The organism is Dapis hubbardiae BLCC-M172, from assembly GCF_050016015.1.
In the GTDB taxonomy this organism is placed as follows: domain Bacteria; phylum Cyanobacteriota; class Cyanobacteriia; order Cyanobacteriales; family Microcoleaceae; genus Trichodesmium.
Window position 1 is genome coordinate 19728 of record NZ_JBNHEQ010000275.1, and the last position, 14368, is coordinate 34095.

A 14368-nucleotide genomic window follows, 5' to 3' on the forward strand; every position below is an offset into this window, starting at 1 on the left:
GGCTTTTAAGGCAAAATGTTTTGAGAGGGTTTCTCAAAATCCTCCTGACAAAAACAACTTCTGATTCTGACGGCTGTTAACTTTTCCCTTATTTCTTTTGTCGTAAGCATTTTCTGGGGAATCTCAAGCTAACAGCCGTCAGTTTTTAGCTTGCTTCCGACCGAGGAAGTGCAAACTTCATAACTTATTATAATTATGCTATTCTTGTATTTAAAGCAAAAATTATTCTTGATATATTTGAAATAAATAGGTAGCTCTCAGATTAATTTAAGTGTTCTGAAATAAATCCTTACCCCTATATTAAATAATTTCCTGAAGTTACTTTAGTGTCACAGTTTTAAGCCTATAAAATCTTACTTTTTATTTTTGAATTTTGAATTCTGTGAAACGGTATTACCTTCTTCCTTCTTAAATAAATAGGATTCCATAAAATGAGTGAATATACAACTGAATATGAATTTGATAATTTAAACTTTTATAGAGAGAATAATGGTAAACAACTTTACTATAACTGGGGTGGAGAAGTTTGGTGGATAGAATCACCTGGAAAACCCAAAGAAAAATTATTTTCTATTATTGGTATGAATGCTACGAAAGTGTTTATTAAACCACATCCAGAATATGGCGAAGCTGGACAAAGAATTAATAGAGAAATTTGTTTGTTTTGCGATCCTTCTACTCAAGAAATATTACACTATTGGCTACCAAAAGAAGGGGTAAAAGAAGTTCCAGTAGTACATATTGCTAATAGGATGGTGCAGGGTTTTGTCTCACCTAAAAAAATTGTCATTTCTGAGAATTCTGGATATGTGCAAAAAGTTATAGAAATTCCTTTAGAATATCCTCACCCTTTAGCAAACGAAAGTAAATATCAAGATTATTGTCCTGGAGAAAAGTTTAAGGGAGTAGAGTATTTTACTTCTAGTGTAGCTCGACCAGGAGTAACAGAAATACCACCTTCTGAATGGGCAAGAGATTGTCCGTGGATGCCTTCGATGAAGTTAGGTTATGGTCATCCAGCTAGATTAAGGTTTGAAACTACTATTTCTAGAGTAGAATCTTTTGAAGAATTGCATCCTAATTTAGTTAAGTTGGTGAGAGAAAAATTGCCAATTTATGAATTTTCTCCTGATGAAAGTGATGAACCAAATGTAACAAGTATTTTGTATTTTAAGAAGTATTTTGATGCTTATTTAAAGGGAGAAGCTTTTCCAATTCCAGAAACTACTTAATAAGCAGTCAGCAGTTAGCTATCAGCAGTCAGCCAGAAGCAAATACAGCGCTCTCTAATTGGGTAGATCAAATACTTCTGTTCAAAACAACTAAAAATAATAATTTTTATTATTAAAAAACCGGATTTGTATTATACCAGGCATGAAAAAATAATGCTATTTTTACTCAACACTTTAGTTATTAAGTAATAAATAAGTAAGAGCAATGTTTTTAACAATTCGTTGCCAAAACGCGAATATATCTTATGCTTAAAAATCCTATTCCCTACTCCCTATTACCGAAAAATCAAGGTATAAAGCCTCTCCATTCACGGAGAAAAGAGAAAAAAAATCCTTTTAGTCAATCCTTCTATTACAGAAGATGTCATTACTAATTAATAATTAATCATTAATAATTATTAATTGTTGAACTACTCTCAAAAAATCTCAACAAAAAGAATTATTTTTCTGTAACTTGTTCAGAAAAGTTATTAATTATTCTTTGTATATCGGCTTTTGTGAGAGACTTCAGTAAACTAAAAGTAAATGGTTCTTGATTGAGATATTGGAGATAAGGCTCACTTAAATATAGTAATGATTGGGATTGATTTTGAAGATAAGCTTGAAAAAATGCTAAACTTAATCCCTGAAGATAGGGATAAGCCAAATTCGGGTCAGGACCAATTAATTGTTTTGGTAGTTCTATAGAAGCAGAAGTTTCTTCTTCTTCAGCAATAAATGAAAAATGAGTTGCTGGTTTACTGATAACTAAATATCTTTCTGGAGTAGTTAAACTAATAAATGGATAAATTTGTTCTGGAATTGGTGGAGCAAAAATATCTTCAGTGCTAGAAACAATCATTGTAGGAATTTTAATTTGACTAAGACCTTTATTTTCAGCTCCAAATACACCACTACTAACAGGATTAATTGCAATAGCTGCTGTGATACGTTCATCTCCTAAATTTGTGCTTATTTCTAGTGGTAAATTAATAGTTTGACACTGTAATAATAGAGATAAATTGAAGATAAACCTAGTGTCTTCAGATTGACAATCTTTTCGGAGTTGTTCTAGGTTAAGGGGAGCGCCTGCAACACTTAAAGCAGTATAACCACCAAAAGATTGACCTAATATTCCAACTTCTTGCAAATTTAGTCTACCTTGCCATCTCGGATCGGAGCCTATTTTTTCCTCTATTTCATCTAGCAAATACTTAATATCTAATGGGCGATTAATAAATGTCATTCCATCTACAGGTCTACTAAAACCTGCAAATATTCTTTCAATTTTTTCTGCATTTGAACCAATATGTTCCGGTACTATTACAGCAAAACCATGAGATGCTAAATGTTCAGCAAGATAGACAAAACTATTCAAATCTGAACCTAAACCATGAGAGATAACTACCACAGGAATTAATTGATTTCTCGAAATATTAGGCAGATAAATATCTGCTGGAGAAGAGCGATCGCGATTAGGATTTCTAAAGGTAAAAGATTGTTTTTCCCATCTCGTATTCCCTGGTTTTCTTAAATCTGGTAAATTATTAAAATTCCGTTTATCCTGAGAAACTGCTACATTTTCTGCTTGTGTTTGTAGTTCTGTTAAAATCCTATTTTCTTCAACAAATCTTTCTGTTAATTCATCAACTAAATTGATACCTTCTTGAAGTTCTATAAAAATATCTCCGGGAAACTTTTTCAGCAAATTAATAATCGTTAAACCATCTGGGTCAGCAACAGCTAACTCAAAAGCTCTTTGGAGAGCTTCACTACCATTTTGGTTTTCTCCTGTTTGGATAATTTCACCTAGACGTTTTAGTGCTTCTTTTCCTGCTGGTTCTTCCATAAATGCTTCTACAATACTAGGATCTAAATCAAAAGGCGTTTCCAAAAGTTCCTGTACCTCTTTTTTCTGCTGTCTTAAAAGTTGCTGTAGCTCCTTTATTTCATCTTTTAATAGTTCCGAATAAAGAATAAACTCATCCGTGTATTGACCTTCTTTGGCAAAGTTTTCGAGAGATTTGACTGTTATTTTAATTTGAAAAGCTGGCAGATAAATTTCGATTGGATCTTCGATATTAATATCAGGAATAGCAATTATAATTTTTTCAGCAGGAATAGCAGGAATAGGAGTAAAAATAGGTGATAATATGCCTAATCCTAGGGAAAATATAAATCGTGAAATAGATTTTGTTAGCAATCGGTGAATTACCATTAATTACTCCTAAATTATATGAATTGAATTAAAATATTTATATCTTGGTTGGTACATAATGTCAATAAATAAAAGGAGCGGTCGGAACAACTAAGCGATTTCATAATTATATGATTTTTCCTTAATTACTTGTAATATCAAATCTGGTAGCATTGGTGTAAAAAAACGTAGAAACCGGGTTTATATGAAATGCCGACTATAACTGACATCTATCTCCCATAAACCCGGTTTCTTATAATACTCCGAAGCCAACGGATTTGATATAATATAGCGCTACGCATTAAGGTTAGTACATTTCTAAATCCTGTTAGCGCAGCTTTTCCGGAGGAAAAACCCTTTATTAGTCTACTATTCCCTATTCCCTATTCCCTAGCACGTAGCGCTATAAAATGTAATAAAAATAGATACCTGCAAAAAATAATGTAGGAACTTTCCATGGAAAGTCCCTACAGGGTCAGGCAATAGGAATATAGATGATATCAAATCTGGTACTAGCTGATAGCTGATAGCTGATAGCTAGTTAAAATAACTCTACGACATGGCGTTTATCCGCTTTAACTTTCTTGCTATCTTTGAAACCGTAGACCGAGCAGTTTTTCCCCTTGCTCTGACTGCTCTAGAATCTGCGATCGCAACGCTAGAGTTTTCATCTGTTCCTAATTCACTTTGTAGTTGTTGACGAATTTTGTCGTGCATTTGCTCCCATAAACCACGACGTTGCCATTTCTGAAAATATTTATACACAGTAGTATAGGGTGGCAAGTCATGAGGCATCATTTCCCATTGACATCCACTTCTCTGTACATAGAAAACACCATTGAGAATTTCCCGAAAATCAACTTCAATGGGATGACCTAACCGTTTGGGTTCAGGTAGTAGGGGTTTGATCAGGTTCCACTCTAAATCACTCAGGTCGCTTGGATATGTTTTTCTTTGAGGATTTGCAATTGTAGGGATACGACTCATTTGTAAAAATATATACTAAACTAAATAAATTTAACGGTTGTGCTTCAATAATTGATAATTGATAATTGAGAATTACCTCTTCCTTTTAGGGAAAGGATTGAATAAAAGGAAGAGGTAATTCTCTCTTGGTCGATTGGATATGGCGTTTAGCTGGCGCACAACTTTCCGTTCCGGAATGCTTCGCAAACGTTAACGGCTGTCGCCGACATGAAAAACGGAGTGGCTCTGAAAGAGCGGGAGACCGTTCCCACCGGGACGCTTTCCTAGGTCATGCTCCGCAAACGCGCACTTCGGAGCTTTGCGTTAGCAAACGCCATCCCACCCTTCGGGAAGCTCCGCTAACGACCGCTTGTTTCTCTTGAAATAGAAGGCTTTAAACCTTAATTATTCGGTAAAAGTGAAAGTATGTAGTATCTTAATCTCTATTTTGACTTAGAGAAACTTTCTTTATAATTTATTTATAAATCAGCTTTGGTATAAACAGGACTTACACAAAGGCACAAATTGTACTGGGAATATCTGAAATAATCGCCAAATATAACGATACTCCCTAATTCATGATAAATACTTAAGCTGCAACTGCCTCTTCATAAGGAACAAAAGATTTCTTTTGCGCTCCACAAATAGGGCAAGACCAATCTTCAGGAATCTCTTCAAATGGAGTGCCAGGAGCAATACCAGAGTCGGGATCGCCGACAACTGGATCGTAAATCATTGAACATACACGACAGATCCATTTACTACCAACAACTTTTTGTTTGGGTGCAACACCATTGAGACCTTCGAGAGCTTCTGTATATTGATTAGCATGGTGGTTTTCAATGTGGGTAAGTAAACCAAATTTATGAGCTGCTTGACGGAACATAGTGGCGTGTTCGCGGGACTCTTCTTCTTGCTCTTTGAATTCTGCAACAGCTCCACTATCACGATCTACTCGCGCTTGTTCGGCAAATTCTGGGTACATGGTTGTATATTCGTAGGTCTCACCTTCAATTGCTAATTCTAGACAACGAGAGGCGATCGCTTTTTTTTGTTCTTCAGTTAAGGTAGATGGATCATCTACTACTAATTCAGGATGAAGCAGACGAAAGTGAGAAAAGGCGTGTTGCGTTTCTTGATTAGCTGTTTCCCGGAATAGTTTGGCTAAATCTTCCATACCTAATTTTTTAGCAACTTCGGCAAAGAAGAGATATTTACGGTTAGCCATTGACTCTCCTGCAAACGCATCGGACAAATTTTGGCTGGTGTTAGAGTTAGATAAGTCCATAATCTTTTCCTCTATTTTATTTTATCAGCAAGTTAGTTGACTCTATTATTTCTAATAATAATTCTGATTTCATAAAATGTCAAGTAAAATATTAAGTCTTATCCTAGACTCAATTATATGTGTTACAATTACTAATTGGTTAAAAATACATATAATAACTTTAAATAATGAAAAAAAACTACACGACAACAGAGATTCAGAAAAAAATGCAATCCAAAGGGTTAAGAGTTACTCCTCAGCGGTTTGCAGTTTATGCTAATCTTCTGTCTCGTTCAGATCATCCCACTGTTGAGGACATTTTGAGTGAGGTAAACCGTGAGTTACCAATTTCTTCTAAGGCAACTATTTATAGTGCTTTAAACGTATTACGGGAGGTAGGTTTAGTTAAGGAAGTATTACTGGAGGAGGGACTGACTCGTTATGATGCTAATGTTAAACCTCATCACCATTTTTGCTGTCAAAACTGTGGTGCTATCGTTGATGTAAGTTGGGAAACTTTTAGTAATGTACGATTAGATCGGTTACCTCCAGGACTTCATGCTGAAAGTTATGAGGTTATTGTGAAGGGTAAATGCGATCGCCCAGGTTGTCAACCGCTGCTTGGAAATCAAAAGTCAAAAGTCAGAAGTTAAAAGTATTATATCAAATCCAGATAATTACTATACTCAAGTCCGCAGCGACTGGAACGGAGTGGAAGGTTTGCGGAGCATTCCGGAACGGATAGCAATCTCAGGAGTGTAGGAGATTGCTTCCGCAGCGACGAAGCGGACGACTGTTCAAGCGGATTCTATATTACACCTAAAACATAGGTTTTTTTAACTGTTGTCTATCATCTGGTATTATCTATAATAGACATCTCCAGAAAATCAACTTACTAACTACAGCACTTCCTATTGCCTGTGAGGTACACAGCTAACAGGCAAGATGCCTGTGTTACAATAATTTTACCATTTAAACTTGTACGTCATTAGTCCGATCAGATGCTGTATATGAAAATTAAAAAATTTAATCACGTTGCGATTATTTGCTCTAATTATGAAAAATCAAAGCATTTTTATGTGAATATTTTAGGCTGTGAAATTATTCAAGAAACTTGGAGAAAAGCACGCAATTCTTATAAGTTAGATTTGCGTGTAGGTAATGATAATCAGATAGAATTATTTTCATTTCCTGACCCTCCAAAAAGATTAACTCGTCCAGAAGCTTGTGGTCTAAGACATTTAGCATTAGAAGTAGATAATATTGATGAGTCTGTTAATTATTTGAAATCCCAAGGTATAGAAGTAGAAGATATTAGGATTGATGAAATAACTGGCAAGCGTTTTACTTTCTTTCCAGACCCAGATCAATTACCTTTAGAAATTTATGAAAGTTAATATAGCAATCCTCTAATCGGTTGTAATATTTTAGTGGTAGGGGCGTTTTCCTGACGGAATGCTCCGCAAACATGTCGCGCAGCGAAACGGCCGTTAGCTACGCACAACTTTCCTATCGGAATGCTCCGCAAACGTTAACGCCCGTACAGGAGTCAGGAGTCAGAATTTTCAAGGTTTTCAGCTTAAATTAATTATTATTAGGACTTACGCAAAGAAACCCGGTTTCTACGATAAATCCTTGTTTTGAGCAATATACCTCTACGAGAAACCGGGTTTCTGGGTTCTCCTGCGTAAGTCCTGATTTTTTGCGATCTCAAAATGCCAAAACCTTTAGATATAAGTGCTTTGAGATTATATTGGTCAGCCACACGCGACTTATCCCACATATTACGCACTCTGCACAACCGGAGAAAATTTAATAAGTATTATTACACAATTAATTGCAAAGTTTTATTCCCTGTCATACTAATATGATAAACTTGTTAGTCTTGCCAAAATTGCAATTAATTTTGTGTACCAACTTAACTTACCCATCAAATCAATCTTGACTGAAAAATTTAGGTCTTAAGCTTCCTCTTTTATAGGGTATAAAAAGCGTTAGCGTTAGCGCAGCTCCTCTGCAAGAGGCAGCTCCTCTGCAAGAGGCAGCGGGTCCGTAGGAGCGGGTTTCCCGCTCTTTCAGAGCCACTCCGTTAACGCCATATCCAATCGACCAAGAGAAAAGAATATTCCGTATTTCAAGCCTCCTGGTTTAGCAAAAGTTACTGATAACTGATATAGCTCTACCCATTCAGGTTAGGACATTTCTAAATCCTAAAACCCTTTGACAATTTACTATTCCCTATTCCCTATTCCCTATTCCCTAGCGCTATAACTGATAACTGAAATGAGACGTACATACCAAGTCGGAGGTAGTCTTAGCAAAAATGCTCCTACCTACGTCACCCGACAAGCTGATACTCAACTTGATCAAGCTTTAAAAAGAGGCGAATTTTGTTACATTCTTAATTGCCGACAAATGGGAAAATCATCCCTATTAGTTAGAACTTACCATCAACTAAAACAACAAGGATTTCAATGTGCCACTATTGACATGACTAATATTGGTAGTCAAAATACCACTTGTCAACAATGGTATCAAGGCATCATTGCCGACCTCTGGCTGAGTTTCAAATTGAGTCATAAATTGTCTTTAAAAGACTGGTGGTCATCACTTTCAGAAATGTCTGATGTTCAAAAATTAAGTCGATTTATTGAGGAAGTAATATTAGTACAATTTCCCACAGAAAATATTTGTATATTTATCGATGAAATAGACAGTATTCTGAGTTTAAACTTTACCGTAGATGATTTCTTTGCTCTGATTCGTTATTGCTACAATCAACGAGCAATTAATCCAGAATATAATCGACTTAATTTTGCCATTTTTGGAGTAGCTACACCTGCCGATTTAATTCAAGACCGGAAAATAACACCATTTAATATAGGAAAAGCCATAGAATTAAATAATTTTACAATAGAAGAAATAGAGCCATTAGCAGCAAGTTTACCACTAGAAGAAAAACAGGCGAGAGGATTATTAAAAGAAATATTATCCTGGACTGGAGGGCAACCATTTTTAACAAACAAGCTCTGTCAATTAGTCATGGATGCCATTAACCAATCAGAGCAACTTACCCATTTTAAATTAATTGATACAGGCGATCTCCTCAGAAATAATAACTTATATAATTGGCAGAATATAATTTATAAATTTCCATTTGGTTATGCAGAATTATTAATAGAAAAGATAGTCAGAGACAAAATATTAGATGATTGGCAACATCAAGACGAGCCAGAGCATTTAAGAACAATTCAAAATCGGTTATTATACAATCCCAAAAAAGTCGGAAAAATCTTGGGAATATATCAAAAAATCCTGCAAAAACAACAGATAGAAATTGATAAAACTCCTGAATCAACAGAACTAATTCTATCAGGATTAATAGTTAAAGAATCAGGATTCCTCAAAGTAAAAAATCGGATATATGAACAAGTATTTAATTTAGAATGGATCGGGAAAAAATTAAGATTATTGCGACCTTATGCTCAGAATTTTGATGCTTGGATAGCTTCCCAAAAAACAGACAAATCTCGACTATTGCGCGGTCTAGCACTAAAAGATGCTGAAGCTTGGGCAAGAGGAAAAATTTTAAGTGATTTAGATTATCAATATTTAGATACTTCTGTAGAAATAGAGAGACAAGAAAAGCGAACTCTAATAGAAGCAGAACGCACACAACAAGTAGAAGCACGACTCAAACAAGAAGAAAAAACTGCTAGATTTCAAAGGTTGTTTTTAGTTGCAGTTAGCATAGCATTCTTTACCGTTTCTGGTTTGGGAATCACAACTTTTTGGCATTACCGCAATGCTTTAGCCAGTCAACGCCAAGAAAGTCTAGCCAAAATTAAAAGTATGGTTCGCTATTCAGAAGCGCTTTTTGCCTTAGACCAACAGTTAGATGCTCTAATTCAAGGACTCAAAGCAAAGCGAGAACTACAAAAACTAAGAGTCAGTGAACCCCAAACAGAAAAAATGATAGAGTTAGCCCTACGGCGCTCAATTTATGGGGCGATAGAATTTAATCATATTATCCCTAGCAATTCTGGAATTAGGGCACTTGAGTTTAGTCAGGATAGTCGGCAACTCCTGATAGGAAGTGAGACAGAAATTGTGCTGCATACCATTGGTATCTCCTCCCCCAAAAAATGGTTTGGTCATCAAGGCCCAATCTTAGCGGTGGCAATTAGTCCTGACAATAAAATCCTAGCCTCTGCTAGTGGAGACACCACCGTTAAACTTTGGCAAAGTGACGGAACTCTACTGTATACCTTAAGAGGTCATCAAGCACCAGTTCATGATGTAGAGTTTAGCCCAGATGGAGAAATCATCGCCTCATCAAGTTTGGATCGTACAATTAAACTTTGGCGCAAAGATGGAACTCTTTTAAATACTCTCACAGGACATGAAGGAGTTGTCCGACAAATTGCTTTTAGTCCTGATGGAAAAATACTTGCTTCCGTTAGCGAAGACGGCACAGTTAAATTGTGGTACAAGGAAGGAATAGCCTGGCTTCACACAACTCTCATCAAACAAAAAGAACAGTTTTGGGACTTAGAATTTAGTCCTGATGGTCAAATCTTGGCAGTAGGTTGCAGCGATGGCAAAATTCACCTGTGGCAACTTCCAGAGGGTAAACTACTGAAAACTCTCACAGGACACACAGCAGGTATTTGGGATCTAGAATTTAGTCCTGACGGTAAAATCCTAGCTTCAGCTTCTGAGGATAAAACTATTAGCTTCTGGAGTAAGGAAGGCATATTCATCAGGAGCATTAAAGGCCATAATGGTTCGGTCAGAGCAGTTACCTTTAGTCCCGACGGCAAAATCTTAGCCTCAGCCGGATCTGATTCCATGGTGAAAATGTGGAGGTTACAAAATCCCTTCTTAACTCGCTTGTCTGGACATACCGCTGGGGTGCAAGGGGTGGCTTTTAGTCCTGATGGTAACTTAATTGCCAGCATTAGTCATCAGGAAACTATTGTGTGGCAGTCTGATGGTACAATAGAAAGGAAAATCGAAGGAAAAAACTCTACGTTCAGTGACGTTGTTTTTAGTCCCCAAGGAAATATCTTTGCTGTGAGTGCTGGACTGGTAGTGCAAGTGTGGGATACTTATGGTGAGTTGCTCAATACTTTCAGAGGGCATATTTCCCAGACTCGCAAATTAGCATTTAGTCCCGACGGCAATACTCTTGCTTCTACCAGTGGCGATAAAACCATAAAACTCTGGTCTTTAGATGGTGGAGAAGTCATAACTTTGAAAGGCCATCAAGCGGGAGTTTGGGGAGTAGCTTTTAATGATGATGGTTCGTTGCTCGGTTCTAGTAGTGGTGATGGTACTGTTCGGTTGTGGCAGCAAGATGGTCAGTTGTTCAAAACATTTTTAGTGGGTGAGGGTATTATCTATAGTATTGCTGCTGGTCTTGATGGTTTTTGGATCGGAACCGGAAATTCTGGTAAAAATCAGAAAACCTGGAGTCAGGAAGACGAGTTACTCTCTCATATTGACACAAATGGTGAAGAAATTTGGGCGATCGTGGTTAGTCCTAATGGTAAAATTATAGCCACCGGAAATGATAGAGGAATTGTGAAGCTATGGCAGTCGGATGGTAAGTTATTGGCGACTCTGTTAGGCCATCGTTCAGCCATTAGAGGACTTGCTTTTAGTCCAGATAGCAAAACTCTAGCTTCGGCAGGGGAAGATAAAATGGTGATTTTGTGGGATTTGGATCGTGCGATCGCCTTTGAGGATGTACTCGCTTATGGTTGTAAGTGGGTAAGAGATTATCTGGAGACTAATGGGGAAGTCGAGGAGAGCGACAGAAGTCTGTGTGATGAATAGAATTTAGAATTTAGAATTTAGAATTTAGAATTATTAGAATTTAGAATTATTAGAATTTAGAATTATTAACAAAATTGTAGTGGACCGACACACCTTAAATGGTGCAATAGATGTAGTGTCGTGTCAAGCTTTAAATGGTGTATTAGATTTTTAAGTAAAAGCTTTGAAAAATCAGCATCCTACCATTTTTCTAAAGTAACATCTAAGGCTTGACATGGCAGTAGGTTGGGTTGTTTGCGTTAGCATTGCGTTTGCGTTAGCATTGCGAAGCAAAGCATGGAACGTAGCTTGCTTCTCCGCAGGAGTAACCCAACAACATTCTTTCTCCCCTACTCCCCTACTCCCCTACTCCCCTACTCCCCTACTCCCCTAATCCCCTACTCCCTAATGCACATTTTTAGGTGAAACAATCCAGTAGGGTGCGTTAGACGGCTTAAACTACAGACTATGAAAGGGATTCAGCAGTCCGTCGTAACGCACCATTGAAATATACTAGCTAATAACTGAAATTCAGTCATACTAAAAGACAAAAATACCTAAACTTTTTTGATAATTATTTTTATAATAAAAGCAGTTTTCATTAATATAGAGTATAGACATTTTTGCTTCAAGGTAGAAGGCAGAAGTTTTGTATTCAACATTTCTGGAAAACCACTACAATTTCTTAATTTAATAATTATGAATTATAAATTCGCGCATTCTAAATTCATATAATCAACTCAAATGAAATTTATCAAAATAAACTGTAAAAATTCAATCTTTTTGATCTGTTTTTTTTCTCAGGATATATTTGATAATTATACATTCCTAAAAACTGTAGTAAAATAATTATGAAAATCAGATAATAATCTGATGAAATTCTACTTAAAAACAAAATTTTTAGTTGTCAAATGATTATAATATCAATTAGTACAAAGATATTTTTCAAGCTTATATATAATGAACGACCTAGAACAAACAACTAAAAAAAAGTCAAAACTAAACAAGCTAATCAAACCACTATTAATTATGTTTGGAGTCGCCATTATCCTAATTGTTGCTCAGAAATTTTTTAATGCTCAACAACTATTGGAAAATGCCTTAAATTGGATTGATACACTTGGCCCCTGGGGTCCCATAACTTTTATTATTATCTATATTTTAGCTACCGTTTTATTCCTACCTGGCTCACTACTAACCCTGGGCGCAGGTGTATTATTCGGTCCTCTTTTTGGCTCCGTTTACGTTTCTATTGGCTCAACTATAGGTGCAACTTGTGCCTTCTTAGTCGGTCGGTATCTAGCACGAGGTTGGGTTTCCAAACAAATAGAAGGAAATGAACAATTTCAGGCCATTGACAAAGCTGTGGCTGATGAGGGATGGAAAATTGTTGGCCTAACCCGCTTATCTCCGATTTTTCCTTTTAACCTGCTTAACTATGCTTTTGGTCTAACCCAAGTTTCTCTGCGGGACTATTGTTTGGCATCTTGGATTGGGATGATGCCAGGTACAGTAATGTATGTATATCTGGGTTCCTTAGCTGGAAGTTTGGCAACTTTGGGAACAGAAAGTGGCTCGCGCAGCACAGCAGAATGGGTTCTCTACGGAGTTGGTCTAGTCGCCACAGTTGCTGTAACTATTTATGTTACTAAAATTGCCAAAACAGCCTTACAAAAGAAAATATCTTAGAGGGTATCTATAAAATAAAATCAGGACTTACGCAAAGGTACTATGTATAGAGTTAAAAAACTGTTGCGCAATAGTTTTGAGCGCTATATATAGCGCCTCTGCGTAAGTCCTAAAAATATTAAGTCTTTAATTTAGTAGACCGACACACCTATAGCGGTTTTCAAGAAGATGGAACAAACTCCTAAGAACAAAAAACCTTGTAGAGACCTTCCATGGAACGTCCCTACTACTTTGGTATACCTAAGTGAAAACTGCTATAAAATGGTGCGTTACGACGGATTACTAAATCCCTTTCATCGTCTCAATTTAAGCCGTCTAACGCACCCTACTGGTTTGTTTCTACTGTATTGTTTCATCTTAAATGGTGCGTTAGGGAGTAGGGGAGTGGGGGAGTAAGGTAGGGACGTTGCATAAGGGCGTCCGTACGAGAGAAGGACTTTTGTTGGGTTTTGTTCCATGCTGCGCAACGAAGTTCGCGTTACATGTCGCGTTAGCGAAACAACCCAACCTACATTTATTGCACTAAGTATTAAAATAATTAGATGAAAGTTAGACATAACTAAATATTTATTGTGATATACTGGATTAATGTCTAACTTATTAACAGTATCTCAAGCAGCAGAACTGCTAGGAGTTTCAACAAAAACAATTAGACGATGGGAAACTGAAGGACGGATAAAATCAATCCGTACCGAAGGTGGTCATCGACGATTTACTGTATCTAACTTAATCGGTAACAAACAAGATAATTCTTTAACCGTTGCCTATGCCAGAGTTAGTAGCTACGACCAAAAAGATGACTTAGAACGCCAAAAAATAGTTTTAGAAGCATATTGTGCTAAACAAGGTTGGTCTTTTGAAGTTATATCAGACTTAGGTAGTGGTTTAAATTATCGTAAAAAAGGACTGATTAGGTTAATAAAACTGATATGCTCAGAGCAAGTAGAACGATTAGTCTTAACTAATAAAGACAGACTGCTGAGATTTGGTAGTGACTTGATATTTACTTTGTGTGAAATATTTGGTACAGAAATAGTAATTATTAATCGTTCCGAGGATTCTACCTTTGAAGAAGTTTTAGCTCCAGATGTACTCGAAATAATTAGAGTATTTTCTGCTAGACTTTATGGTTCTAGAAGTAACCAAAACCAAGAAATTGTCAAACAATTAAAGGAAGTAGCAGACAAATTAAAATAAAATTTTTTCAAAGCAGGTGGA

General features: G+C 36.4%; 9 protein-coding genes. 6 read left to right on the forward strand and 3 right to left on the reverse strand.

Going from position 1 to position 14368, the window contains the following annotated elements:
* Window positions 1–431: 431 nt before the first annotated feature.
* Window positions 432–1232 carry a DUF1838 family protein gene (locus ACP6PK_RS25645; RefSeq protein WP_426563818.1) on the forward strand — a complete coding sequence of 267 codons (801 nt, stop codon included), beginning with the start codon at window positions 432–434 and terminating at the stop codon, window positions 1230–1232.
* A 439-nt stretch (window positions 1233–1671) separates the two neighbouring features.
* Here the strand turns inward: ACP6PK_RS25645 and ACP6PK_RS25650 are convergent, their stop codons facing one another.
* The 3 genes from ACP6PK_RS25650 to ACP6PK_RS25660 form a co-directional block, all read right to left on the reverse strand.
* Entirely contained in the window at window positions 1672–3429 is a 1758-nt protein-coding gene (locus tag ACP6PK_RS25650) for an alpha/beta hydrolase (RefSeq protein WP_426563820.1), read from the reverse strand.
* A 531-nt stretch (window positions 3430–3960) separates the two neighbouring features.
* Window positions 3961–4395: an IS5 family transposase gene (locus ACP6PK_RS25655; RefSeq protein ID WP_426563822.1), complete on the reverse strand. Its 435-nt coding sequence runs from the start codon at window positions 4393–4395 to the stop codon at window positions 3961–3963.
* 568 nt (window positions 4396–4963) lie between these two features.
* On the reverse strand, window positions 4964–5662 hold the full coding sequence (locus tag ACP6PK_RS25660; RefSeq protein ID WP_094676984.1) for a rubrerythrin family protein: 699 nt from the start codon (window positions 5660–5662) through the stop codon (window positions 4964–4966).
* Between the two features lie 167 nt (window positions 5663–5829).
* Here ACP6PK_RS25660 and ACP6PK_RS25665 point away from each other — a divergent pair, with 167 nt between their 5' ends.
* The 5 genes from ACP6PK_RS25665 (at window position 5830) to ACP6PK_RS25685 (ending at window position 14347) form a co-directional block, all read left to right on the forward strand.
* Window positions 5830–6294 carry a Fur family transcriptional regulator gene (locus tag ACP6PK_RS25665; protein WP_426563824.1) on the forward strand — a complete coding sequence of 155 codons (465 nt, stop codon included), beginning with the start codon at window positions 5830–5832 and terminating at the stop codon, window positions 6292–6294.
* Between the two features lie 357 nt (window positions 6295–6651).
* Window positions 6652–7038, forward strand: a complete 387-nt coding sequence (gloA2, locus tag ACP6PK_RS25670) for an SMU1112c/YaeR family gloxylase I-like metalloprotein (RefSeq protein ID WP_426563826.1) — start codon at window positions 6652–6654, stop codon at window positions 7036–7038.
* An 886-nt stretch (window positions 7039–7924) separates the two neighbouring features.
* A complete protein-coding gene (locus ACP6PK_RS25675; protein ID WP_426563828.1) occupies window positions 7925–11482 on the forward strand; it encodes a WD40 domain-containing protein in 3558 nt (1185 codons plus the stop codon).
* Window positions 11483–12490: 1008 nt separating this feature from the next.
* Window positions 12491–13150: a TVP38/TMEM64 family protein gene (locus ACP6PK_RS25680; protein WP_426563867.1), complete on the forward strand. Its 660-nt coding sequence runs from the start codon at window positions 12491–12493 to the stop codon at window positions 13148–13150.
* Between the two features lie 588 nt (window positions 13151–13738).
* Entirely contained in the window at window positions 13739–14347 is a 609-nt protein-coding gene (locus ACP6PK_RS25685) for an IS607 family transposase (RefSeq protein ID WP_426563830.1), read from the forward strand.
* The last annotated feature ends 21 nt before the right edge of the window (window positions 14348–14368 follow it).